Raw genomic sequence first — 22,819 nt, 5'->3', positions numbered from 1 at the left:
CCAAAGGTAACTGAAACCAAGGCGTTTATGGAGCGCTGCAAGCTTCGACCGTTTGCGGGCGCAGGCTGAGCAACAGCGCGGCGACGGCCAGGACGATCAATCCGGCGCCGTAGCCGTCGGTGGTCGAAAGCAAGCCGTAGGTGCGGGTCAAATGCCCAGCCAGCAACGCCGGCAAGCAGAACGCCAGATAACTCAGCGCGTAATACGCCGACATCAAACCGGCCCGCTCATGCGGCAGGGCTAGCGGCACCAGGCTGCGCACCGCGCCGAGGAAACCCGAGCCAAAGCCGCAACCGGCGACCAGTGTGCCGAGGAAAAACAGCGCCAGACTGGCGCTGTGCACACCAAGCAAAATCAGCAGCACGCCGATAGGCAGCAGACTGGCGCCGATTTGCAGGGCTTTGCCGGCGGGACGGTTGCGCAGAGTGAAGATCATCAGCGCCCCGGTCACGGTCAACGCCGAGACGGTCGCGCCGCCGATCAGGTTCGAAGTCGAGCCGGTGGCGGTGCGCACCAGCGACGGCGCCAGTGAGGCAAAAAAGCCGCCGAGGGCCCAGGTCGCGGTGTTCAGCGGCAGCACACGCCACAGGGTCGAACGCGCCTGAACCGGCACATGCAGGGTTGGCCGCAGCGAAGCCCAGGCCCCGGCTTGTGGAGTGACGCTTTCCGGCAGACGCCAGACATACACCGCCTGCAACACAAACAGCGCCAGCAGCAGCCAGTAAGTCAGTTGCAACGGCGCCGGGGCGAATTCGGCCAGCAAGCCACAGCCCATGCTGCCCAGCGCCATGCCGAGCAACGGTGCGACGCTGTTGATCAACGGCCCTTGCTGGCGATCGGTGTCGAGCAGCGTCGCACTCAAAACAGCGGTGGCCATGCCGGTGGCGAAACCTTGCAGCACGCGGGCGCTGATCAGCCAGGCAACACTGTCGGCGCCGATAAACAGCAACATCGCCAGTGCATTGAGCAGTACTGCCGTGAAAATCACCGGTTTGCGTCCCAAATGATCGGACAGCGAGCCGACCATCAGCAGCGCCGCCAGCAGACTCAGCGCATACACGCCGAAAATCAGGGTCAGCACCGCTGCCGAGAAGTGCAGTTGATCCTGATACAGGTGATACAACGGCGTCGGCGCTGTGGAAGCGGCGAGGAAACTCAGTAAGGTGATCGCCAGAAAAATCAGGCTGCCACGGTTGGAAGCAAGGCTGGTCATGGGCACACTCCGCAAAAGCTAATTTTTTGCTTTTGCGGAGTGTGCTCTCGGCTTTGGCTTAAAGCAAATTCTTTGTGTTAAGGTCTGACGCATGGCTATTAAAGAAGGTTTACGCCCCGGTGGCCGCAGTGCCCGGGTGCAAGAGTCGATTCATTCGGCAGTCCGCGCACTTCTGCAAGAACAGGAGCGCAGCACCGTGACCGTCCCGCAAATTGCGGCGCGGGCCGGGGTCACGCCGTCGACCATCTATCGACGCTGGGGTGATCTGGCGGCGCTGCTCGCTGACGTCGCCCTCGCCCGCATGCGCCCTGACAGCGAACCGGCGGTGACCGGTGACCTGCGTGGTGACATTCGCGCCTGGGCCGAACAGTATCTCGACGAGATGAGCTCAGAGCCGGGGCGCAACATGATGCGCGATGTTCAGGCCAGCGCCACGCCGGGGTACTGCGTGACGATTCTTGGTGGGCAGTTGCAGACCATCATCGAGCGCCACCCGGATGAAGCAGCGCCGAGCGTTGATCATCTGATCAATCTGGTGGTGGCGCCGGTGGTGTTCCGGATTCTGTTTTCGGCGGCGGCGCTGGAGGTGGATGAGCTGCATCATCTGATCGATATTGCGCTGCGTCAGGACTGACGCCTTCGCGAGCAAGCTCGCTCCCACAGGGGATTGCATTCCAAATGTGGGAGCGAGCTTGCTCGCGATGGGGCCTGATGAGTCACCATAAAACCACCCGGTTTCAAACCTGCGACACCCCGCCACGCCACGACCTTGGTCGACACTGACTAACCGCCATACTCATGCGAGACTGTCCGCCCGGGCAGGACTGCCGGGGAGTCTTTTGTCGGGAGTGTTGCATGTCGTTGTCCACCGGGCTGATCGCCGCCGTCGCCCTGGCCTATATGGCCATCATGTTCGCCATCGCCTTCTACGGCGACCGTCGCAGCGCGCCGTTGCCGCCGCGGGTGCGCGCGTGGGTGTACAGCCTCTCTCTGGCGGTTTATTGCACCAGTTGGACATTCTTCGGCGCGGTCGGCCAGGCCGCCGAACAGCTGTGGTCATTCCTGCCGATCTACCTCGGGCCGATCCTTTTGTTGCTGGGCGCGCCGTGGGTTCTGCAGAAAATGGTGATGATCAGCAAGCAGGAGAACATCACCTCGATTGCCGACTTCATCGCCGCGCGCTACGGCAAATCGCAATCGCTGGCGGTGGTGGTGGCGCTGATCTGTCTGGTCGGCGTCCTGCCCTATATCGCTCTGCAACTCAAAGGCATCGTCCTCGGCGTGAACCTGTTGATCGGCGCCGGGGCCGACGCTATGGGCACCCGCGCCCAGGACACCGCGCTGATCGTCTCGCTGGTGCTGGCGCTGTTCACCATCGTCTTCGGTACGCGCAACCTCGATGCTACCGAGCACCACCGCGGCATGGTGCTGGCGATTGCGTTTGAATCGCTGGTCAAGCTGTTCGCCTTCCTCGCCGTTGGCGCGTTCGTGACCTACGGGCTGTACGACGGTTTTGACGACCTGTTCAATCAGGCGATGCTCGCGCCGCGCCTCGAGGAATACTGGAAGGAAACCATCAACTGGCCGTCAATGGTGGTGCAGACCGGGGTGGCGATGATGGCGATCATCTGCCTGCCACGGCAGTTTCACGTCACGGTGGTAGAGAACATCGACCCGCAGGACTTGCGCCTGGCCAAGTGGGTGTTCCCGGCGTATCTGGCGCTGGCCGCGCTGTTCGTGGTGCCGATCGCCCTTGCCGGGCAGATGATGCTGCCGAGTCACGTACTGCCCGACTCGTTCGTGATCAGCCTGCCGCTGGCCCAGGCCCATCCGGCCCTGGCGTTGCTGGCGTTCATCGGCGGCGCGTCGGCGGCCACCGGCATGGTGATTGTGGCGAGCGTGGCGCTGTCGACCATGGTCTCCAACGACATGCTGTTGCCGTGGTTGCTGCGGCGCAACAACGCCGAGCGCCCGTTCGAAGTGTTTCGCCAGTGGATGCTCTCGGTGCGCCGGGTGAGCATCGTGCTGATTCTGCTGCTGGCCTACGTCAGCTACCGCTTGCTCGGCTCCACCGCGAGCCTGGCGACCATCGGCCAGATCGCCTTCGCCGCCGTCACCCAACTGGCCCCGGCGATGCTCGGCGCGCTGTACTGGAAACAGGCCAACCGCCGTGGAGTGTTTGCCGGTCTGGCCGCCGGGACTTTTCTCTGGTTCTACACGCTGGTCCTGCCGATTGCCGCGCACAGCCTCGGCTGGTCGCTGAGCACCTTCCCGGGTCTGGCGTGGCTGCACAGCAACCCGCTGAACCTGCCGATCACTCCGCTGACCCAAGGCGTGGTGCTGTCGCTGGCGGGCAACTTCACGTTGTTCGCCTGGGTCTCGGTGCTGTCGCGCACGCGAGTCTCGGAGCACTGGCAGGCCGGGCGCTTCATCGGTCAGGAAATCAGCGCCCGGCCGAGTGCGCGTTCGATGCTCGCAGTGCAGATCGACGACTTGCTGCAACTGGCGGCACGCTTTGTCGGCGAAGAACGCGCGCGGCAGAGCTTCATTCGTTTCGCCTACCGCCAGGGCAAGGGCTTCAACCCGAACCAGAATGCTGACGGCGAATGGATCGCCCACACCGAACGTCTGCTGGCCGGTGTGCTCGGCGCTTCGTCGACGCGGGCGGTGGTAAAAGCCGCGATTGAAGGCCGGGAAATGCAGCTGGAGGACGTCGTCCGTATCGCTGACGAAGCCTCGGAAGTCCTGCAGTTCAACCGCGCTTTGCTGCAAGGCGCGATCGAGAACATCACCCAGGGCATCAGCGTGGTCGACCAGTCGCTGAAACTGGTGGCGTGGAACCGCCGCTACCTGGAACTGTTCAACTACCCGGACGGCTTGATCAGCGTCGGCAGACCGATTGCCGACATCATCCGCTACAACGCCGAACGCGGCTTGTGCGGCCCCGGCGAAGCGGAAGTCCACGTCGCCCGGCGCCTGCACTGGATGCGTCAGGGCCGTGCGCACACTTCCGAACGTTTGTTCCCCAACGGCCGGGTAATCGAGCTGATCGGCAACCCGATGCCCGGCGGCGGCTTCGTCATGAGTTTCACCGACATCACCGCGTTCCGCGAAGCCGAGCAGGCACTGACCGAGGCCAACGAAGGCCTGGAGCAACGGGTCAGCGAGCGCACGCAGGAGCTGTCGCAGCTCAACGTCGCACTGACCGAAGCCAAGGGCCATGCCGAGGCCGCCAACCAGTCGAAAACCCGTTTCCTCGCCGCCGTCAGCCATGACCTGATGCAGCCGCTGAACGCCGCGCGCCTGTTCTCTGCCGCCCTCTCCCATCAGGACGACGACTTGAGCAGCGAGGCGCAGAAACTGGTGCAACACCTCGACAGTTCGCTACGTTCGGCAGAAGACCTGATCAGCGACCTGCTGGATATTTCCCGTCTGGAAAACGGCAAGATCAACCCCGACCGCAAGCCGTTTGCGCTCAATGAGCTGTTCGATACGCTCGGCGCCGAATTCAAGGCGCTGGCCCAGGAACAAGGTCTGACCTTCCGTGTGCGCGGCAGCCAGTTGCGCATCGACAGCGACATCAAACTGCTGCGCCGAATTTTGCAGAACTTCCTCACCAACGCTTTCCGCTACGCCAAGGGCCCGGTGCTGTTGGGCGTGCGCCGACGTGGCGGCGAACTGTGTCTGGAAGTGTGGGATCGCGGGCCGGGGATTCCGGAAGACAAGCAACAAGTGATTTTCGAGGAGTTCAAGCGCCTCGACAGCCATCAGACCCGCGCCGAAAAAGGCCTCGGGCTGGGCCTGGCGATTGCCGACGGTTTATGTCGCGTGCTCGGCCATACCCTGCGCGTACGTTCGTGGCCGGGGCGCGGCAGCGTGTTCAGTGTCAGCGTGCCGCTGGCCCGGGCGCAGTCGGTGCCGGTGCACGCTGCGGTCGAGTTGAATGGCAAGTTGCACAGCGGCGCGCGAGTGCTGTGCATCGACAATGAAGACAGCATTCTGATTGGCATGAACAGCCTGCTGACCCGTTGGGGCTGTCAGGTGTGGACGGCGCGCAATCGCGAGGAATGCACGGCGTTGCTGAACGAGGGCGTGCGGCCGCAACTGGCACTGGTCGACTATCACCTCGACCATGGCGATACCGGAACCGAGCTGATGGCGTGGTTGCGCACCACGCTGGGCGAGCCGGTGCCGGGGGTGGTGATCAGTGCCGATGGTCGCCCGGAGACGGTGGCGCAGGTGCATGCGGCGGGGCTGGATTATCTGGCCAAACCGGTGAAACCGGCGGCGTTGCGGGCGTTGTTGAGTCGGTATGTGCCGCTGTAAAGCAAAAGATCGCAGCCTGCGGCAGCTCCTACAGGATGAATGCAAATCCCATGTAGGAGCTGCCGCAGGCTGCGATCTTTTGATCTTTATTCCGGGAGTTCGACGAGGCCATCGACATCGGTCATCGCCCGCTCCAGCAGATCCGCCGGCAGACTCTTGCTGGCCCGCGCACCGAGCAGTTTGAGCTGCTCACTGCGGCTGACCAGATTGCCGCGGCCTTCCGTGAGTTTGTTGCGCGCCGAGCTGTAGGCCTTGTCCAACTGCTGCAGGCGATTGCCGACTTCGTCCAGATCCTGAATGAACAGCACGAACTTGTCGTACAGCCAGCCTGCACGCTCGGCAATTTCCCGGGCGTTCTGGCTTTGCCGCTCCTGCTTCCACAGGCTGTCGATCACCCGCAATGTCGCCAGCAACGTGGTCGGGCTGACGATCACGATGTTGCGGTCGAACGCCTCCTGAAACAGCGCCGGCTCGGCTTGCAGGGCTGCGGAAAACGCCGCTTCGATCGGCACGAACAGCAAGACGAAATCGAGGCTGTGCAGGCCCTCCAGACGCTTGTAATCCTTGCCGGCGAGGCCTTTGACGTGGCTGCGCAACGACAGCACGTGCTGCTTGATCGCGATCTGGCCGATGCTGTCGTCTTCGGCGGCAACGTACTGCTGATAGGCGGTGAGGCTGACTTTGGAGTCGACCACCACCTGCTTGTCGCCCGGCAGGTAGATGATCACGTCGGGCTGGAAGCGCTCGCCATCCGGGCCCTTGAGGTTGACCTGGGTCTGGTACTCGCGGCCCTTCTCCAGCCCTGCATGTTCCAGCACCCGCTCAAGAATCAGTTCACCCCAGTTGCCCTGAGTCTTCTGGCCTTTGAGGGCGCGGGTCAGGTTGGTCGCTTCGTCACTCAGGCGCAGGTTAAGCGCTTGCAGACGCTCCAGTTCCTTGGCCAGCGAGAAGCGCTCGCGGGCTTCGGCCTGATAGCTTTCCTCCACACGTTTTTCGAAGGACTGGATGCGTTCTTTCAGCGGATCGAGCAACTGCCCGAGGCGCTGTTGACTGGTCTCGGCAAAGCGCTGTTCACGCTCATCGAAGATCTTCCCCGCCAGCTCGGCGAACTGCGCGCGCAGCTCATCGCGCGAGCCTTGCAGGTCGTTGAGGCGTTGTTGATGGCTTTCCTGTTGCTCGCGCAATTCGGCGTTGAGCGACGCGGCCTGGGCGTCGAGGCGACGCAATTCGGCTTCTTTGTTGGCACGCTCGATGTTCCAGGCGTGGGAGGCGTCACGGGCGTCATCGCGCTCGATCTGCAGCAGCTCGACTTCGCGGCGCAGAGCCGCCAGTTCAGCCTGCTTGGCGGCGTTGGCCTGAGCGAGATCGACGGTTTCATCACGACTGGCTTCAAGCTGGGCGTTGAGTCCGTCCTGCGCCAGTTGCGCCATGGCCAGGCGCTCTTCGAGCAAGGCGACCTCGGCTTGCCGGTCGCTGGCCCGCCGCTGCAGTTGCCAGGCCAGCGCCAGCAGCGGCAATCCCGCGCCCGCCAGACCCAGCAACACGCTGGTCAAGTCCATAGCCATAGCCACTCCTGCCGATTCGATAAAGCCTGAAGGTTAACCAAGGCGTGAGGCGTTGGACAGCTCAGTCTTCGAGCAGACCAAGTTCCTGTTGCGCACGTCGATCACCGGCCCGCGCGGCCTGGCGCAGCAGATCCTGCCCGATACGCCGGTCCCGGGCGTTGCCACACTCGCGGCACATCAACTGACCGAGACGGCTTTGCGCCGCGACCACGCCTTCGCGCGCCGGTTGCTTGAGCAGACGCCCCGCCAGATGCTTGGCATTACGGCTATCGCCCAGACGCGGGCTGTCGAGCAGCCATTCGGCCACACGCACGGAAAATCGCTTGGGGGAGGTAACACGAGGGTGTTCGGAGGTAACAGAGCCTGATACTGAGCGAAACTTCATAAAACACTGTGGGACAGATCGGAAGGCGCGCCACTCTACTCTCTTTTTCGTACAGGTAAAGTCGAAAAAAAACCCGGCACGCCCGTCCTAGAGCAAGCGCTAGGGACAATCCACAGAAGCTGTGGATAACTCAGTGGACAACCGCTCCCGAACCTCCGCAAAGCCTTGTGGAATGGGGCTCGCAGTCAAACTGACGATTTTTTCACCAACAAAAAAAGACGATATTTTTCATTGACTTAAACTTTTGATACAGGCAGCCATGCGAGTCAGGATCGGTATGACAGTGTGGTTACAGCTTGCGCAACTAATGTGCACAAGTACCTGTTACCCGGTTATATCGATGCGCTTTTTTGGCTCGTTTGGCGTCTCGAACTGGGGATAAGCGGGTTGGCGATGGGCATGGCTGCACGCTTTTGTGGCGACCGGCGGTTGATCAGGGTGATCCCTTCGCGAGCAAGCTCGCTCCCACACTGGATGGTGTTTCCCATGTGGGAGCTAGCCTGCTCGCGAAGAAGCGGGACACCACCTCAATGCTTGGCGACTCACGAAATCTTTTTTACGACGGGGTTTGCATTGCCCAGAACGTTCCGTTACTATCCGCGGCGTTAGTACCAAGCTGAAAGTCAATTCCGGTCGAACACATCCCCACGGTCAACCTTCTTCCCAGAAGCCCTTCACCGAAAAAAGCGGGAACGACCCCTCGATGGTTTCCAGGTAAATCTTGCGCCGACACCGCCTTTGAATGAATGCAAAGGGTGTTGCGAAGACCACTTACTCTGACCGAACCAACCTGCAAATTGATCAGGATCTTCACCCCGGGCCCAGAACCTTTGCCCTCGATGTGTTGCCTGTCCTCCTAAGTACCTACCTGCCAGCCCAAGCGCGCCAACTTAATAGCGCTTCAAACTGGCTGCTTTGTTCCAGTCGGGTTCTTTGTTCGACCAATGGTGGTCGACATTACTGGAACGTTTTAACGTTGCACGGTTCTTATCCGTGTCATTTGTAGGAACACCTAATAACTATGTCTACTCAAATCCAGACTCAGGATGCCATTCGCACCCTAACCAACGCTTTTGCCCCAATGAACTGCCTGATCATGGCCGCTCGCAAAGGCTGCTTCAGCTTCACCGTGGTCAATGAACACGGGATCGCCCGCCACAGCGAGCGTCTGTACCCCGATCAATACTCCAGCGCCGAACCGCTGCAGGCAATTATTGATCGTACGCGTCAGGCCTTGATTGCCTGAGAGCCGAAAAGGCTGCAAAAGCAAAAGCCCCGCACACAATGCGGGGCTTTTTATTGCCTGATGTTTCGCTTTTAACCCTTCACGCCTAAGCACCTTCGGATATAACACTTGCGGCTCGCTGCCGGAAATATTTTAAAAACAGGCCTTTACGTCGCAAATATGACACTACACTTCAACTCAAGCGGCTTGATCCGCTTCCGGCGAGCCTGAGTCGATCCACCGCTGCCAAGGCCCCTTCAGGTATCGCCGCCCCATTACAAGATCCGAGGGTTTTATGGGTATCGCTGCCAGCGAACTGTGCCGCTATGTGATCCGTCCCACACTGATCTATCTGGGACGCCACTGCGCAACCGCCGAATCCCTGCTGCTGGGGATAGCGGCCAGCCAGTCCGCCCTCGGTTCCGCCCTGCATGACCGCCGGGGCCACGGCCTGTACCGGATTGCCGAGCACCGTCACCAGGCCCTTTGGGATCACTATCTGGCGCTCGATCCGGAGCGTGCCAGCCTCGTCCGCGGCCTCGCCAGCCAGCATGCCTTTCTCAGTGGCCCGCACCTGGAATTGACCGTCAACCTGCGTTACGCCACCGCCATCGCCTGGCTGCTGGTGGAAGAACAACACCCCACCCTCCCCGCCCCGGACGATCTGCTGGGCATGGCGCGAATCTGGCGTCAGACCTTCCAGCCTCAGGGACGTCTGCGCGACTTCACCTGCGCCTGGCAAACCTGTGTTTCACCGATGAATCAGGTCGCGTGTTGACTGGCGAGTTTTAGAAGATCGCTCAACAGGTCGCGAATCTGGTCGGATTGTCCTACAAAACCGCTCTAACTCAAGGCATACGGACTATAGCGCTGGGGCGAAAATGTTGGTAATTTTCGCCCCGGTGATCACCAGGAGTTCTAATAATGAAAAAAGTCATGCTCAAAACCACCCTTAGCCTCGCCGTTGCCATGGCATCCACCCAGATCTTCGCAGCTGGCTTTGCCATCAACGAACACAGCATCAGCGGGATGGGTACTGGTTATGCCGGGCGATCTTCTTCTGCCGACGACGCAAGCACTGTTTATGGCAACCCTGCCGGCATGTCGCGCCTCACGCGCGAACAAGTGACTGGTGGTGTTGCATTTCTCGATGCCAAGACCGATATCAGCGACGCCAGCTCCAGCCCTAACGGCGGCAGCAACAAAGGCGACATGGTGCCCTTCACCTCCGTACCTATGGGCTTCTACGTCAAACCGATCGACGAGCATTGGGCATTCGGCCTCGGCGTTTACGTGCCGTTCGGCCTGATTACCGACTACGAAAACGGCTTCGCCGGCCGCTACTTCGGCAGCAAGTCTGAAGTACAAGTCATCACTTTCCAGCCGACTGTCAGCTACAAGTTCAACGACGTGGTGTCGATCGGTTTCGGTCCGACCATCAACCGCATCGATGGCACCCTGGAGTCCAACCTATCGGTGACTCAGCTGGCGCCGGACGGCAAGGTCAAGATCAAGGGTGACGACACCGCACTGGGCTACAACATCGGTGTGTTGGTACAAGCCACCGACACCACCCGCCTGGGCCTGACCTACCACTCGAAAGTCGACTACAAGCTCGAAGGCAACACCAAGGTCAACTACGGCGCACTGGCCGCAGTCGGTCTGGGTGCCAGCCAGAAGTACGACGCTTCGCTGAAGATCACCACACCTGAATCCGTGGACTTCTCGGTCACTCAGGCGATCAACGATCGCTGGAACGTCTACGCCGGCAGCACCTGGACCCGCTGGAGCCAGCTGGAAAAGATCACCGTCAAGAACTCCGGCGTGCAGCCGCTGCTGGCCGGTCAGTTCGGCGAAATCACCGAAGACCAGAACTGGCATGACTCCTGGGCTTACGCCGTGGGTACTTCGTACCAGTTGAACAAGGAATGGGTACTGCGTACCGGTCTGACCTTCGACCAGTCGCCGACCAACAACGTCGACCGTTCGCCACGCATCCCGACCGGCGACCGCACGATCTTCAGCCTCGGTGCCGGCTGGAGCCCGACCGAAGACCTGACCATCGACGTGGCGTACTCGTACCTGAAGGAAGAGTCGGTCAAGATTCGCAACGAAAACAATCGTGGCCAGAGCTACGACGCCAAGTATGAAAACTCGGCAAACGGTTTCGGTGTCGGCGCGACCTATCGCTTCTGATGCTGTACGGCGAGGCTAAACCCTCGCCCACAAAAAAGCCCCGCTCTCTTTGCAGAAAGCGGGGCTTTTTTGTGCCTGTTCAAACACCACAGATCAAATGTGGGAGCGGGCTTGCTCGCGAATGCGGTCTGACCTTCAAAACAAGTGCTGAAAGATCCGCAGCCTTCGCGAGCAAGCCCGCTCCCACAAAAAGCGTGTGTTATCAGTTGAGCGGTTTTGAGGCGATGGCCTTTTCAACTGCCGCAATGAACTCTGGATCATCCGGCTTGGTCAGGCTGGAGAAATTGGCGATCACCTTGCCTTGGCGGTCGATGACGTATTTGTAGAAATTCCACTTCGGTGCGCTGCTCTGCTTGGCCAGCACCTTGAACAGGTGAGTGGCGTCGTCGCCACGGACTTTCTGCGGCTCGGTCATGGTGAACGTCACGCCGTAGTTGGCGTAGCAGACCTTGGCGGTTTCGGCGCTGTCCTTGGACTCTTGCTTGAAGTCGTTGGAGGGTACACCGAGCATTTCCAGGCCCTGGGCCTTGTAGCGCTGATTCAGCGCCTCCAAGCCCTCGAACTGCGGCGCGAAGCCACAGAAGCTGGCCGTGTTGATCACCACCAGCGGTTTGTCGGCGTAGCGCTGACACAGGTCGATGGATTCCTTGGCGCGCAACTTGGGCAACGAACCTTGCAGCGCCTCCGGACAATCAGCGGCCTGGGCCAGTCCGGTCAACGCCATCAGCAACGCGGGTACAGCACACCAGCGCATGAGCATGTCGGGGCATCCTTGAGCAGTCATCAGACCCCCGACGTTACTCGCCCTCCCGCCGGTCTAGCAAGCACCCATGCCCAACTGCATCAACGCCAGGCCGCCCTGATGCCAGCCCCACCACACCAGCGTCAGCAACAGCACGCCGAGTGTGGCGAAGGCGATTCGCGGCCAGGAGCGCTTCATACCGCGCCAACCGCCGGCTGCAGACGCGCCACCGGACGCTCGCGCACCGGCCAGTTCAGCGCGGCCGCCAGCAGGCTCAAGAGAATCGCCACTTGCCAGATCAAGTCATAACTCCCGGTACGGTCATACACCACCCCGCCCAGCCAGCCGCCGAGGAACGAGCCGAGTTGATGAAAGAGGAACACGATACCGCCGAGCATGGACAGGTTACGCACGCCAAACAAGGTCGCCACCGTGCCGTTGGTCAACGGCACCGTCGACAGCCACAGGAAGCCCATGGCCATACCGAACAGGTAGGCAGATGTGGTGGTCACCGGCAGCCACAAAAACAGCACGATCACCACCGCCCGCAGCAGGTACAACGCCGTCAGCAGACGCGGTTTGGACATGCGCCCACCGAGCCAGCCGGCAGTATAAGTGCCGAAGATATTGAACAGCCCGATCAGCGCCAGCACCGTGGTACCGACCGTCGCCGGCAGATGCTGATCGACCAGATAGGCCGGCAGGTGCACACCGATGAACACCACCTGGAAGCCGCAAACGAAAAAGCCGAACGCCAACAGCCAGAACCCCGAGTGGGAGCAGGCTTCGCGCAGCGCTTCGGACAGGGTTTGTTCATGACCCAGTACCGGCAGCGGTTTGTCCTTGAGCATGCTCACCAGCGGCACGATCAGCGCCACCAGCAAACCGAGTACCAACAGCGCCGCCGACCAGCCGAGCCAGCCGATCAAGCCCAGCGTGCCCGGCAACATCGCAAACTGACCGAATGAGCCGGCGGCGCTGGCGATGCCCATGCCCATGCTGCGTTTTTCCGGCGGCACGGCACGACCGACCACGCCGAGAATCACCGAGAACGAAGTGCCGGAGAGACCGATACCGATCAACAGGCCCGCACTCAGCGACAGCGTCAGCGCCGAATCGGACAGGCCCATGCACACCAGGCCCAGAGCGTAGAGCACCCCGCCGACCAGTACCACTTTCGCCGCCCCGAAGCGGTCAGCCAACGCGCCAGTGAACGGCTGCGCCAGGCCCCAGATCAGGTTTTGCAAGGCGATGGCGAAGGCAAACACTTCGCGACCCCAGCCGAATTGCGCACTCATCGGCGACAAGAACAGGCCGAAGCCGTGCCGTACGCCCAATGACAACGCCAGAATCAGCGCACTTCCCAGCAACACCCAACCGCACGTACGCCACATCGATGTCATTGTTATTCTCCGTTCGCGGGTATATACCCGCTTAAAACCGGAAAAACCGGCCCTCAGGCCAGTTCATCCAACAGTCGCAGCAAGGTTTCACGCTTCTCGGCGCCCAGACGATCAATCAATCGCTGTTGCGCCGCTTCCCAGGCCGGCAGCGCCGCCGCAAGGCGCTGTGCACCGGTTTCGGTGAGCCGGACGATGCGGTTACGCATGTCCTCGCCCTCGGCCAGCGCCACCAGGCCCTCGCCTTCGAGCACCCGCAGGTTGCGCCCCAGGGTGCTGCGATCCAGACCCATGGCTTCGGCCAGTTCCGAGATGCTCGGTTGATCCAGACGCTGCAGATTGCACAGCAAAGAATACTGGGCAACGTTGATCCCGAAGCCGTCGAGAGCGCCGTCGTAATGCCTGCTGACGCCACGAGCGGCGCGACGCAGGTTGGTGCACAAACACTGAGAAGGAAGCATGATGCGTGTATATACCCGCGACTGTGTTAAATCAAGTTACATGTGTTTTTTCAGTAGTAGTTCCGATGCCGGACAGACCGCTATCGCGAGCAGGCTCACTCCTACAAATTGACCGCATTCCCCTGTAGGAGTGAGCCTGCTCGCGATGGAGCCAGAACAGGCAACACAATATCTCAGACCAACACCACCCCAACCAACACCGCCATCTCCAGCAATTCCAGCAACGCCCCCGCCGTATCGCCCGTAGTCCCGCCCAACCGCCGCATCATCACCCGCCGCAACCAGACAAACCCGACCAACGCGACAACCAGCGCAACAATCGCTTTCACCCCGGCAATCAGCAAGCAGGCCAGCGCACTCGCCCCAAGCACCCACCAACCAGCCCTGCGCGGCAGATGATCAGCCAACGCCTGCCCCAACCCACCCGCCCGCACATACGGCGTGGTCAGAAACAGCCCCAGCAGCGCCGCGCGGCCCAGCAGCGGCACGATGATCAACATCACTGCGTGCCCCTGCTCGATCAGCGCCAGCAACGCGCAGAACTTCAGCAGCAACACCAGCACCAGCGTCACCACGGCAATCGGCCCGCTGCGCGGATCCTTCATGATCGTCAGCGTGCGCTCGCGATCACCGAAACCACCGAGCCAGGCATCGGCGCTGTCGGCCAGTCCGTCGAGGTGCAGCGCGCCGCTGAGCAGCACCCACGCCGTCAGCAACAGCGCCGCATGCAGCAACAACGGCGCGCCAGCCAATGCCAGGTTGAATGCCCAGAGGATCCCCCCGAACAGCAACCCCACCAGCGGATAAAACAACAGCGAACGCCCCAGCTGTTGCGGCTCCGGCATCCCCGGCAGACGAATCGGCAAGCTGCTGAGAAATTGCAGGGCGATCCACAGTGGCAGCATGTCAGTAACCTTCCTTGAGCACGCCATTGGCTTCGACGCTCAGCGCAAACAGCGAAGCATGCGCGACTTCGACATTGAGCAACTGCTCACGCGGCAAACCACGGGCCTGCGCCAGCAACAGACGCATCACGCCGCCATGACTGATCAGCAACACGCGCTCGCCGGCGTAAGCCTGATGCAAACGCGCAACCGCACCGAGTACCCGATCGGCAAAATCGCTGACCGGCTCACCCTGCGGCGGCGTGAACGCATACGGATCGGCCCAGAACAACCCCAGCGCCTCGGCATCGGTTTCCATCAATGCCGCTGCGCTCTGGCCTTCCCAGGTACCGAAATGCAGTTCTTGCAGATCATTTTCCAGCTGCACCGGCAGATTCAGTTGCTCGCCCAGCTCTGCGGCGAACCGTGCGCAACGCTGCAGCGGCGAACTGATCAGCCGATCCCACGGCCCGCCCGCGACCACGGCGGCACGCATCTGCGCCCAACCTTTTTCGGTGAGCGCATCATCGAGACTGCCGCGCAAACCGCCGCCCAGTTCAGTCTCACCGTGGCGCAGCAGATCCAGACGCAACGTCATGCCGGACGATCCGCCACCGCGGCTTCGGCGAACGTCGCCATCTGCCCGTGAAGGTCACAGGCCAGACGCAACAGCGGCACGGCCAACGCCGCCCCGCTGCCCTCGCCCAGACGCAAACCGAGTTCCAGCAGCGGCTCGGCATTGAGGGCTTCCAGCACGTGATGATGGCCCGGCTCGGCACCACGATGACCGAACAAGAGCCACTCGCGGCAAGCCTGATTCAGCCGCACCGCGACCAACGCAGCGACCGTGCAGATAAAGCCGTCGACCAGCACCGCGACGCCTTCCTGCGCACAGGCCAGATACGCTCCTACCAATGCGGCAATTTCAAACCCGCCGAGGTTGAACAGAGTTTGCAGCGCATCGCCACGTTGCGCCGCGTGCAGCGCCAGTGCGCGCTCGATCACTTGCGCTTTATGGCTGACGCCTTCGGCATTCAACCCGGTGCCGGGACCGGTCAGGTGCACCACCGGGCAATCGAGCAAGGCACACGCCAGCGCACTGGCGGCAGTGGTGTTGCCGATGCCCATTTCGCCGCCGATGAACAACTGCGCGCCGGCCGCTTTGGCGCGCAGCACGCTGTCGCGACCGGCCTGCAAGGCGAGTTCGCCCTGTGCCTGGGTCATCGCCGCGCCCTTGGCGAAATTCGCCGTGCCCGGGCCGATGTTCAGATGGCGCACGCCCGGCAGATTCAACGACGGCGTCACGGTGCCCAGATCGACCACTTCCAGCTGCGCATCGAGCTGGCGCGCCAGCACGCTGATTGCCGCGCCGCCGCTGACGAAGTTGAGCAGCATCTGCCCGGTGACTTCCTGCGGGAACGCGGAAACGCCTTCCGCGACCACCCCGTGATCACCGGCGAAAATCGCGATCCAGACCTGCTTAAGGGTCGGCTTGATCTGCCCCTGCAACCCGGCCAATTGCACCGCCACGCTTTCGAGGCGACCGAGGGAGCCGGCCGGTTTGGTCAGTTGCTGTTGGCGCGCGGCCGCTTGTTCAACGATCTCGGCATTCACGGATTGGCACGGGTTCAACCACCACGCTTGAGTCATAACGCAGGTCCTTTCAGGGTCAGGGGCAGGCCGGCGACCGTCAGGACGACTCGCTGACAACGCTCGGCCAGAGCTTGATGCAGCCAACCGGCTTCATCGACGTAGCGGCGAGTCAATTCGCCCAGCGGCACAACACCCATTCCGGTCTCGTTGCTGACAAAAATGATTTCTCCCGGCAATGACGCCAGGCAGTCCAGCAGGGCGTCGCGCTCGGCGGCGAGACGCGCGGCGTCATCGAGCATCAGCAGGTTGGTCAGCCACAGGGTCAGGCAGTCGACCAGCAGGCAACGCTCGGCACTGGCGTTCTCGCGCAGGACGCGGGCCAGTTCCAGCGGCTCTTCGATCAGCGCCCATTCGGCCGGACGCCGGGCGCGGTGATGGGCGACCCGCTCGTTCATTTCGCCGTCCAGCGGTTGGCTGGTGGCGATGTAAGTGACCGCCAGATGGCTGTCGCTGGCGAGTTTTTCCGCGAGGCGACTTTTGCCGGAGCGGGCGCCGCCGAGGATCAGTTGGAGCATGGGGACATCCTGAAAATTATGTGTTGAGGCAAACGACCTCTTCGCGAGCAAGCCCGCTCCCACCCTGGAATGTATTCTCATGTTGGAGCATGGGAACATCCCGAATTATGTGCTGAGACAACCGGCCTCTTCGCGAGCAGGCTCGCCCCCACATGGGAATGCCTTCTCATGTGGGAGCGGGCTTGCTCGCGAAGAGGCCGTAACAGCCAGCCTAAATCCCGCAGAGCTGACGCAGCAGCCCGGTATCCAGATGCTGCTCCACCAGATCCGCCAGCCGCTCGATATCGCGCTCGCGCAAGCCGTGGTAATCCACTTCCTGCACATCGCTCAACCCGGCCCAGCGCAGCAACGCGGCACTGGCTTGCGGTGATTCGAACAAGCCATGCAGATAGGTGCCGAACACCTGCCCGTCCGGACTCTGTGCGCCGTCGCAACGACCGTCATCCAGATGCACCGCCGCATTCTCCAGCGCCGACCCTACCGTCACGCCGGCATGGATTTCATAGCCACTGACCTCGGCGTTTTCCAGCGCCAGACGTCCGCGTACATTGCGCAACTGCTTCTCGGCTTCCAGCGTGGTTTCGAACGCCAGTAAACCCAGACCTGCACTGGAACCCGGCGCGCCTTCCAGGCCCAGCGGATCGTGCACCTGCTCACCGAGCATTTGCAGCCCGCCGCAGATCCCCAGCAACTTGCCGCCATACCGCAAGTGCCGATTGATCGCCGTGTCCCAGCCATTGGCACGCAAATACGCGAGGTCGCTGCGCACGCTTTTCGAGCCGGGCAGGATGATCAGGTCGGCGGCAGGAATCGCCTGCCCCGGGCCGATGAATTGCAGATCGACCTGCGGATGCAGTCGCAGCGGATCGAAGTCCGTGTGGTTGCTGATGCGGGGTAGCACCGGCACCACCACTTTCAGCACTTGCTCGGCCTTGTCGGTCTGACGTTGATCGATGCCGTCCTCGGCCTCCAGATGCAGGTCCATCACGTATGGCAATACGCCGACCACCGGTTTGCCGGTGCGCTGTTCCAGCCAGTCGAGGCCCGGTTGCAGCAAGGCGATGTCACCGCGAAAACGGTTGATGATGAAGCCCTTGACCCGTGCCTGTTCGCTCGGCGACAGCAGCTCCAGCGTGCCGACCAGATGCGCGAAAACGCCGCCGCGATTGATGTCGGCAATCAGCAGCACCGGGCAATCCACCGCTTCGGCAAAGCCCATGTTGGCGATGTCACCGGCACGCAGATTGATCTCGGCCGGCGAGCCGGCGCCTTCGACCATCACCAACGGATACGCCGCGCTCAACCGCTCGTGCGAGGCGAGCACCGCTTGCATGGCGATGGCTTTGTAGTCGTGATAGGCCACCGCGTTCATGCTGGTGACCGCACGGCCATGGATGATCACCTGCGCGCCGGTGTCGCTGTTGGGCTTGAGCAGCACCGGGTTCATGTCGGTGTGCGGTTCGAGATGCGCCGCTTGCGCCTGCACGGCTTGCGCACGGCCGATCTCGCCGCCGTCGGCGGTCACCGCGCTGTTGAGCGCCATGTTCTGCGGTTTGAACGGCACCACCGCCACGCCCTGACGGGTTGCCCAGCGGCACAGCGCCGTCACCAGCGTGCTTTTACCGGCGTCGGACGTGGTGCCTTGAACCATCAAGGTTGTCATTGGTTTTCCTTGGCGAAAGCTTGCAGCGCTTGTTCGAGACGCGCTTCTTCAGCGGCGTTGGCCGGCAGACCAAAACGCAGGCTGCTGTTGTGGGTGAAGATGCGCAGGAGGATGCCGCGTCGGGCCATGAACTCGTGCAGCACAGGCGCGCGCTCGGTGATCAGCCACTGGAACAACGCGCAACCACCGTGGGGTTTGAAGCCGTAGCGCTCCAGCAGCAAAGCCAGACGTTCACTGGCTTCATCGCTGCGAATGCGTTGCCGGGTGTGCGCTTCGGTGTCTTGCAGACAGGCCTGGCCGAGCACCCGCGTCGGCCCGCTGACCGCCCAGGGTCCGACCTGCTCCGCGAGCAATCTGAGCAACTTGCGCTCGGCCAGCACAAAGCCCAGACGCACCCCCGCCAGACCGAAAAACTTGCCGAACGAACGCAACACGATCAGGCCAACTTGATGGGTATGCGACGCCAGACTCAGCTGCGGCGTGTTGTCCATGAATGCTTCATCGACCACCAGCCAGCCGCCGCGCTGGGCCAGCCGCGCGTGCCAGTCGAGCAGCCGCGCCGGGGTCAGGCTCAGGCCGGTGGGATTGTTCGGATTGACCACCACCAGCACGTCGAGGCTGTCGAGAAAGAATTCCACTTCCTGCTCCAGCACTTCGCGCACGATGTAACCGCTGCGGCGCCAGGCTTCGGCGTGCTCGGCATAACACGGCGACAACACACCGACCTTGCCGGCGCGGCGCAAACGCGGCAGCAACTGAATCGCCATCTGCGAACCGGCCACCGGCAGCACCTGCGCGGCGCCGTAGTAATCGCACGCAGCCTGCTCCAGCCCGTCATCGGTTTCCGGCAAGCGTGCCCAGGCGCGCAGCGGAATCTCCGGCACCGCAAACGGCCACGGCGCGAGGCCGCTGGAGAGGTCGAGCCAGTCAGCCTCGGCAATCCCGTAATCGAGTGCAGCCTTGCGCAGCCGGCCACCGTGCTCAAGCATAGAATTCAGCCCCCACGCAGAGAATCAGCAGCCATAACCATACCCCGCGCTGGACCAATTGCCAGCCGCGATCAATCGAATCGGCATCCGCCGGCGGACCTTCACCCAGTTGCGGACGCTCATGCAGTTCGCCGTGATAGATCGCCGGGCCGCCCAGTTCGACATTCAACGCACCGGCACCGGCCGCCATCACCGGACCGGCATTCGGGCTGTCCCATTGCGGCCCTTGGCTGCGCCAGCATTTCCAGGCAAGCCGGGTGTTGCCCAGCAGCGCATAGGTCAGCGCCACCAACCGGGCCGGAATGTAGTTGAGCACGTCGTCGATTTTTGCCGCGCACCAGCCGAAGCGCTCGAAGCGCTCATTGCGATAGCCCCACATCGCGTCGAGCGTATTGCTCAAACGATAGAGCACCACGCCCGGCGCTCCGGCCACGACAAACCAGAACAGCGCGGCGAACACCGCGTCGCTGCCGTTTTCCAGCACCGATTCGGTGGCGGCACGGGCGACCGCGGTGCTGTCCAGTTCGCTGGTCTGGCGACTGACCAGGTAGCCGACACGCTTGCGCGCTTCTTCCAGATCATCAGCGCGCAAGGCGGCGGCTACCGGCGCGACATGCTCACCGAGGCTGCGCATGCCGAGGGCGCAATACAGCGCAAGAATCTCGACGATCCAGCCCACGTAAGGCGCCCAGGAAAACGCGGTGGCGAGCAAGGTCAGCGGCAGCACCGCGATCACCCAGGCGGTGACCCCGTGACTGCGCCAGCCACGCCCGCCCGCATTGAAACGGCGCTCGATGCGCCCGGCAAAATTGCCGAACGCTACCAGCGGATGCCAGCGTTTCGGTTCACCCAGCAGCGCATCCAGCGCGACCGCGGCGACACTCAACAACGCCACACTCATTGACTCACTCCCCAATAATTTTCGTACAGCAACTCATTGAGCGGCCGCGCCTGCGCCCACCCTTCGAGTACCAGCATCGGCGCCGGATAGAATGCCTTGACCGGCCCCAGGCACAACACCGCCAGCGGCTTGGCCCCGGCCGGCAACTGCAGCAGATCGGCCAGTGCCTGCGGTTCGAACAGCGACACCCAGCCCATGCCCAATCCTTCGGCACGGGACGCCAGCCACAGATTCTGAATCGCGCAGGACAGCGAGGCCATGTCCATTTCCGGCAGCGTACGACGGCCGAAAATGTGTTTTTCGCGATCGTCCATCAGCGCCGCGACCAACACTTCGGCGCAATCATTGATGCCTTCGACCTTGAGCTTCATGAACTCGTCGCTACGCTCGCCGAGGGCTTCGGCGGTACGCACGCGTTCTTCTTCGACGAGGTTCCGGATCTGCCCGCGCAAGCCGCGATCGCTGATGCGGATGAAGCGCCATGGCTGCATCAGGCCGACGCTGGGCGCCTGATGCGCGGCTTCGAGCAGGCGGCGCAGCAGCTCCGGCTCGACCGTGCCGCCGGTGAAGTGGCGCATGTCGCGGCGTTCGGCGATGACTTTATAGACCGCTGTGCGCTCGACCTCAGTGAATGCGTTGTTGCTCATGGCCTCTTCGCGAGCAAGCCCGCTCCCACAGGGGTTAGGTGATCCAATGTGGGAGCGGGCTTGCTCGCGAAAGCGGCCTCAAGATCTGGCACAAACAGTGCCGCGATAGCCGCAGGATTCGACGGAAAGTAGAAATGCACGTACGACGCCGTCATCCGCCCTTCCCGATATACCGCCTCGGCTCCGCGCCCGCCATTCGGGCTCAGGCCCCGGGCGATCGGCGTCAGCTCAGTGGTGGTCAGGGAATGGTGATAGGTGTGGCCGCGCAACGAGCCTTCCGGCAGATCCACCGCTTGCAGTGCCAGTGCCGCCAGACGTTTTTGCATTACCGCCTCACCGCGCAGCAGCCCGACCAGTTCGGCGCGGGTGCCGTCGACATCGGTCAACGCGTCGAGCAGGTAGAGCATGCCGCCGCACTCGGCGAGCAACGGCTTGCCGGCGGCGTGGTGCGCACGGATCGCATCGAGCATCGCGGTGTTTTGCGATAACGCGACATGGTGCAATTCCGGATAACCACCGGGCAGATACAGACTGTCGGCCTCGGGCAATTGCGTATCGCGGATCGGCGAGAAGAAACTCAACTCGGCGCCCATCGCCCGTAGCAGGTCGAGACTGGCGCCGTAGGTGAAGGCAAAGGCCTCATCGCGAGCGACGGCGATGCGCACGCCGTCGAGCAGCGGTTCGGCAGGGATCACTTCAGGTGCGGCAAATTCCACGGCCGGTGGCAGCGCTACCTCGCAACTGCTGGCCAAGGCTTCGGCGGCGGCGTCGAGACGCAGGTCGAGATCATTCAGTTCGCTGGCCTGCACCAGACCGAGGTGCCGGCTCGGCAACTCGATCCCGGTCTCGCGGGACAGCGCGCCGTACCAGCGCAGACCTTCGGTGAGGCTGCCTTCGAGCAACTGTGCATGACGCAAGGTGCCGACACGGTTGGCCAGCACGCCGGCGAATGGCAGGTCCGGCTGATACTTCGCCAAACCCAGTGCCAGGGCGCCAAAGGTCTGGGCCATGGCGGTACCGTCGATCACGCCGAGCACCGGCACGCCGAAATGCCGCGCCAGATCAGCGCTCGATGGTGTGCCGTCGAACAGGCCCATCACGCCTTCGATCAGGATCAAATCGGCTTCGGCGGCGGCTTCCCACAACAGACGGCGACTTTCCTGCTCGCCGACCATCCACATGTCCAGTTGATACACCGGCGCACCGCTGGCGCGCTCGAGAATCATTGGGTCGAGGAAGTCCGGGCCGCACTTGAACACGCGCACCTTGCGCCCCTGGTTGCGATGCAAGCGAGCGAGCGCGGCGGTGACGGTGGTCTTGCCCTGACCGGAGGCCGGCGCGGCAATCAGTACCGCCGGGCAGTGACGTGGTTGATTCAAAGTTCGACGCCTTTCTGCGCTTTGATGCCGGCCTGGAAGGCGTGTTTGAGCATGCCCATTTCGGTGACGGTATCGCCCATCTCGATCATTTCCGGCTTGGCCGCGCGACCGGTGACGATCACGTGCTGCATCGGCGGACGCGCCTGCAAGTCGCTGAGCACCTGATCAAGATCGAGGTAGCCGTGCTTGAGGGCGATGTTCAGTTCGTCCAGCACCACCAGGCCGATCGACGGATCGCGCAGCAGTTCGCGGGACACTGCCCACGCGGCTTCGGCGGCGGCGATGTCACGCTGGCGATCTTGGGTTTCCCAAGTGAAACCCTCGCCCATCACGTGAAAACGCACTTGCTCGGGGAAGCGGCGGAAGAACAGTTCTTCGCCGGTGCTGTTGCGACCCTTGATGAACTGCACCACACCGCACTGCATGCCGTGGCCCATGGCGCGGGCGAGCATGCCGAACGCCGAGCTGCTTTTGCCTTTGCCATTGCCGGTCAGCACCAGCACCAGGCCGCACTCGTCAGGCGAATTGGCGATGCGTTCGTCGATCACGGCTTTTTTGCGCTGCATACGCGCCAGATGGCGTTCGTCGCGCTCGGGGGAATCGGTCATTGGGGGAGCTCTCCGTTGAGGCTGGATAACGGCGGGCAGGCACAAGAATAGACGGCAAAAAGCCTGG

At 62.4% G+C, this 22,819-nt stretch carries 22 protein-coding genes; 5 read left to right on the top strand and 17 right to left on the bottom strand.

Annotated features, from left to right (window positions below; translation table 11 throughout):
• Positions 1–25 precede the first annotated feature (25 nt).
• Positions 26–1,213: an MFS transporter gene (locus CKW11_RS22510; protein WP_095139448.1), complete on the bottom strand. Its 1,188-nt coding sequence runs from the start codon at positions 1,211–1,213 to the stop codon at positions 26–28.
• A gap of 91 nt (positions 1,214–1,304) precedes the next feature.
• On the opposite strand from CKW11_RS22510, the gene CKW11_RS22505 reads away from it, so the two are divergent.
• Both CKW11_RS22505 and CKW11_RS22500 read left to right on the top strand, forming a co-directional pair.
• The gene (locus CKW11_RS22505) at positions 1,305–1,847 is read left to right on the top strand and encodes a TetR/AcrR family transcriptional regulator (RefSeq protein ID WP_095139447.1); all 543 of its coding nucleotides are present in this window, start codon (positions 1,305–1,307) and stop codon (positions 1,845–1,847) included.
• A gap of 221 nt (positions 1,848–2,068) precedes the next feature.
• Positions 2,069–5,539: a PAS domain-containing hybrid sensor histidine kinase/response regulator gene (locus CKW11_RS22500; protein ID WP_095139446.1), complete on the top strand. Its 3,471-nt coding sequence runs from the start codon at positions 2,069–2,071 to the stop codon at positions 5,537–5,539.
• An 86-nt stretch (positions 5,540–5,625) separates the two neighbouring features.
• Here the strand turns inward: CKW11_RS22500 and rmuC are convergent, their stop codons facing one another.
• Together rmuC and CKW11_RS22490 are read right to left on the bottom strand one after the other, a co-directional pair.
• Positions 5,626–6,990: a DNA recombination protein RmuC gene (rmuC, locus tag CKW11_RS22495; RefSeq protein WP_177440030.1), complete on the bottom strand. Its 1,365-nt coding sequence runs from the start codon at positions 6,988–6,990 to the stop codon at positions 5,626–5,628.
• Between the two features lie 175 nt (positions 6,991–7,165).
• Positions 7,166–7,489, bottom strand: a complete 324-nt coding sequence (locus CKW11_RS22490) for a hypothetical protein (protein WP_080593230.1) — start codon at positions 7,487–7,489, stop codon at positions 7,166–7,168.
• A gap of 1,021 nt (positions 7,490–8,510) precedes the next feature.
• Between CKW11_RS22490 and CKW11_RS22480 the strand changes: the two genes are divergently transcribed.
• The 3 genes from CKW11_RS22480 to CKW11_RS22470 all read left to right on the top strand — a co-directional run bounded on the left by CKW11_RS22480 (position 8,511) and on the right by CKW11_RS22470 (position 10,910).
• The gene (locus CKW11_RS22480) at positions 8,511–8,735 is read left to right on the top strand and encodes a hypothetical protein (protein ID WP_007962908.1); all 225 of its coding nucleotides are present in this window, start codon (positions 8,511–8,513) and stop codon (positions 8,733–8,735) included.
• 274 nt (positions 8,736–9,009) lie between these two features.
• Complete coding sequence (locus CKW11_RS22475) at positions 9,010–9,492, top strand: hypothetical protein (RefSeq protein WP_095139444.1); 483 nt, start codon at positions 9,010–9,012, stop codon at positions 9,490–9,492.
• 146 nt (positions 9,493–9,638) lie between these two features.
• Complete coding sequence (locus tag CKW11_RS22470) at positions 9,639–10,910, top strand: OmpP1/FadL family transporter (RefSeq protein ID WP_095139443.1); 1,272 nt, start codon at positions 9,639–9,641, stop codon at positions 10,908–10,910.
• Positions 10,911–11,112: 202 nt separating this feature from the next.
• Here the strand turns inward: CKW11_RS22470 and CKW11_RS22465 are convergent, their stop codons facing one another.
• The 14 genes from CKW11_RS22465 to cobO all read right to left on the bottom strand — a co-directional run bounded on the left by CKW11_RS22465 (position 11,113) and on the right by cobO (position 22,752).
• On the bottom strand, positions 11,113–11,670 hold the full coding sequence (locus tag CKW11_RS22465; RefSeq protein ID WP_095139442.1) for a glutathione peroxidase: 558 nt from the start codon (positions 11,668–11,670) through the stop codon (positions 11,113–11,115).
• Positions 11,671–11,727: 57 nt separating this feature from the next.
• On the bottom strand, positions 11,728–11,850 hold the full coding sequence (locus CKW11_RS28915) for a hypothetical protein (protein WP_256582121.1): 123 nt from the start codon (positions 11,848–11,850) through the stop codon (positions 11,728–11,730).
• Positions 11,847–13,055, bottom strand: coding sequence for an MFS transporter (locus CKW11_RS22460; RefSeq protein WP_095139441.1), 1,209 nt, complete (start codon positions 13,053–13,055; stop codon positions 11,847–11,849). The genes CKW11_RS28915 and CKW11_RS22460 overlap by 4 nt, the downstream gene beginning before the upstream one ends.
• A gap of 53 nt (positions 13,056–13,108) precedes the next feature.
• Positions 13,109–13,513 (bottom strand): MarR family winged helix-turn-helix transcriptional regulator, encoded by a 405-nt coding sequence (locus tag CKW11_RS22455; protein ID WP_007950413.1) that lies wholly within the window; start codon positions 13,511–13,513, stop codon positions 13,109–13,111.
• Positions 13,514–13,686: 173 nt separating this feature from the next.
• Positions 13,687–14,418: an adenosylcobinamide-GDP ribazoletransferase gene (locus CKW11_RS22450; protein ID WP_095139440.1), complete on the bottom strand. Its 732-nt coding sequence runs from the start codon at positions 14,416–14,418 to the stop codon at positions 13,687–13,689.
• A 1-nt stretch (position 14,419) separates the two neighbouring features.
• Positions 14,420–14,995, bottom strand: a complete 576-nt coding sequence (cobC, locus tag CKW11_RS22445) for an alpha-ribazole phosphatase family protein (RefSeq protein WP_095139439.1) — start codon at positions 14,993–14,995, stop codon at positions 14,420–14,422.
• On the bottom strand, positions 14,992–16,047 hold the full coding sequence (cobT, locus tag CKW11_RS22440; RefSeq protein ID WP_095139438.1) for a nicotinate-nucleotide--dimethylbenzimidazole phosphoribosyltransferase: 1,056 nt from the start codon (positions 16,045–16,047) through the stop codon (positions 14,992–14,994). Before cobT ends, cobC begins: the two co-directional genes overlap by 4 nt.
• Positions 16,044–16,565, bottom strand: coding sequence for a bifunctional adenosylcobinamide kinase/adenosylcobinamide-phosphate guanylyltransferase (cobU, locus tag CKW11_RS22435; RefSeq protein ID WP_027614063.1), 522 nt, complete (start codon positions 16,563–16,565; stop codon positions 16,044–16,046). Before cobU ends, cobT begins: the two co-directional genes overlap by 4 nt.
• 211 nt (positions 16,566–16,776) lie before the next feature.
• Positions 16,777–18,228: a cobyric acid synthase gene (locus CKW11_RS22430; protein WP_095139437.1), complete on the bottom strand. Its 1,452-nt coding sequence runs from the start codon at positions 18,226–18,228 to the stop codon at positions 16,777–16,779.
• On the bottom strand, positions 18,225–19,217 hold the full coding sequence (cobD, locus tag CKW11_RS22425; protein ID WP_095139436.1) for a threonine-phosphate decarboxylase CobD: 993 nt from the start codon (positions 19,215–19,217) through the stop codon (positions 18,225–18,227). Before cobD ends, CKW11_RS22430 begins: the two co-directional genes overlap by 4 nt.
• Positions 19,210–20,118 carry an adenosylcobinamide-phosphate synthase CbiB gene (gene cbiB / locus CKW11_RS22420; RefSeq protein ID WP_047600242.1) on the bottom strand — a complete coding sequence of 303 codons (909 nt, stop codon included), beginning with the start codon at positions 20,116–20,118 and terminating at the stop codon, positions 19,210–19,212. Before cbiB ends, cobD begins: the two co-directional genes overlap by 8 nt.
• Positions 20,115–20,765 (bottom strand): 5,6-dimethylbenzimidazole synthase, encoded by a 651-nt coding sequence (bluB, locus tag CKW11_RS22415; protein ID WP_095139435.1) that lies wholly within the window; start codon positions 20,763–20,765, stop codon positions 20,115–20,117. The genes cbiB and bluB overlap by 4 nt, the downstream gene beginning before the upstream one ends.
• Positions 20,762–22,144, bottom strand: coding sequence for a cobyrinate a,c-diamide synthase (locus tag CKW11_RS22410; RefSeq protein ID WP_095139434.1), 1,383 nt, complete (start codon positions 22,142–22,144; stop codon positions 20,762–20,764). Before CKW11_RS22410 ends, bluB begins: the two co-directional genes overlap by 4 nt.
• The gene (gene cobO / locus CKW11_RS22405) at positions 22,141–22,752 is read right to left on the bottom strand and encodes a cob(I)yrinic acid a,c-diamide adenosyltransferase (RefSeq protein ID WP_003223053.1); all 612 of its coding nucleotides are present in this window, start codon (positions 22,750–22,752) and stop codon (positions 22,141–22,143) included. The genes CKW11_RS22410 and cobO overlap by 4 nt, the downstream gene beginning before the upstream one ends.
• Positions 22,753–22,819: the final 67 nt, after the last annotated feature.

It is taken from the genome of Pseudomonas sp. Irchel s3a10, assembly GCF_900187525.1.
GTDB classification, from domain to species: Bacteria; Pseudomonadota; Gammaproteobacteria; order Pseudomonadales; family Pseudomonadaceae; genus Aquipseudomonas; species Aquipseudomonas koreensis_G.
Note: the sequence above shows the minus strand (reverse complement) of the source record. Positions and strands in the feature narration are given on the sequence as shown.

Coding starts and splice junctions, on each gene's coding strand:
- CKW11_RS22480 (WP_007962908.1), top strand. CDS start 8,511: ATGTCTACTCAAATCCAGACTCAGGATGCCATTCGCACCCTAACCAAC.
- CKW11_RS22475 (WP_095139444.1), top strand. CDS start 9,010: ATGGGTATCGCTGCCAGCGAACTGTGCCGCTATGTGATCCGTCCCACA.
- CKW11_RS22455 (WP_007950413.1), bottom strand. CDS start 13,513: ATGCTTCCTTCTCAGTGTTTGTGCACCAACCTGCGTCGCGCCGCTCGT.
- CKW11_RS22460 (WP_095139441.1), bottom strand. CDS start 13,055: ATGACATCGATGTGGCGTACGTGCGGTTGGGTGTTGCTGGGAAGTGCG.
- cbiB (WP_047600242.1), bottom strand. CDS start 20,118: ATGAGTGTGGCGTTGTTGAGTGTCGCCGCGGTCGCGCTGGATGCGCTG.
- cobC (WP_095139439.1), bottom strand. CDS start 14,995: ATGACGTTGCGTCTGGATCTGCTGCGCCACGGTGAGACTGAACTGGGC.
- bluB (WP_095139435.1), bottom strand. CDS start 20,765: ATGAGCAACAACGCATTCACTGAGGTCGAGCGCACAGCGGTCTATAAA.
- cobU (WP_027614063.1), bottom strand. CDS start 16,565: ATGCTCCAACTGATCCTCGGCGGCGCCCGCTCCGGCAAAAGTCGCCTC.
- CKW11_RS22490 (WP_080593230.1), bottom strand. CDS start 7,489: ATGAAGTTTCGCTCAGTATCAGGCTCTGTTACCTCCGAACACCCTCGT.
- cobT (WP_095139438.1), bottom strand. CDS start 16,047: ATGACTCAAGCGTGGTGGTTGAACCCGTGCCAATCCGTGAATGCCGAG.
- CKW11_RS22465 (WP_095139442.1), bottom strand. CDS start 11,670: ATGCTCATGCGCTGGTGTGCTGTACCCGCGTTGCTGATGGCGTTGACC.
- CKW11_RS28915 (WP_256582121.1), bottom strand. CDS start 11,850: ATGAAGCGCTCCTGGCCGCGAATCGCCTTCGCCACACTCGGCGTGCTG.
- CKW11_RS22500 (WP_095139446.1), top strand. CDS start 2,069: ATGTCGTTGTCCACCGGGCTGATCGCCGCCGTCGCCCTGGCCTATATG.
- CKW11_RS22510 (WP_095139448.1), bottom strand. CDS start 1,213: ATGACCAGCCTTGCTTCCAACCGTGGCAGCCTGATTTTTCTGGCGATC.
- CKW11_RS22505 (WP_095139447.1), top strand. CDS start 1,305: ATGGCTATTAAAGAAGGTTTACGCCCCGGTGGCCGCAGTGCCCGGGTG.
- cobD (WP_095139436.1), bottom strand. CDS start 19,217: ATGCTTGAGCACGGTGGCCGGCTGCGCAAGGCTGCACTCGATTACGGG.
- CKW11_RS22470 (WP_095139443.1), top strand. CDS start 9,639: ATGAAAAAAGTCATGCTCAAAACCACCCTTAGCCTCGCCGTTGCCATG.
- CKW11_RS22450 (WP_095139440.1), bottom strand. CDS start 14,418: ATGCTGCCACTGTGGATCGCCCTGCAATTTCTCAGCAGCTTGCCGATT.
- CKW11_RS22430 (WP_095139437.1), bottom strand. CDS start 18,228: ATGACAACCTTGATGGTTCAAGGCACCACGTCCGACGCCGGTAAAAGC.
- cobO (WP_003223053.1), bottom strand. CDS start 22,752: ATGACCGATTCCCCCGAGCGCGACGAACGCCATCTGGCGCGTATGCAG.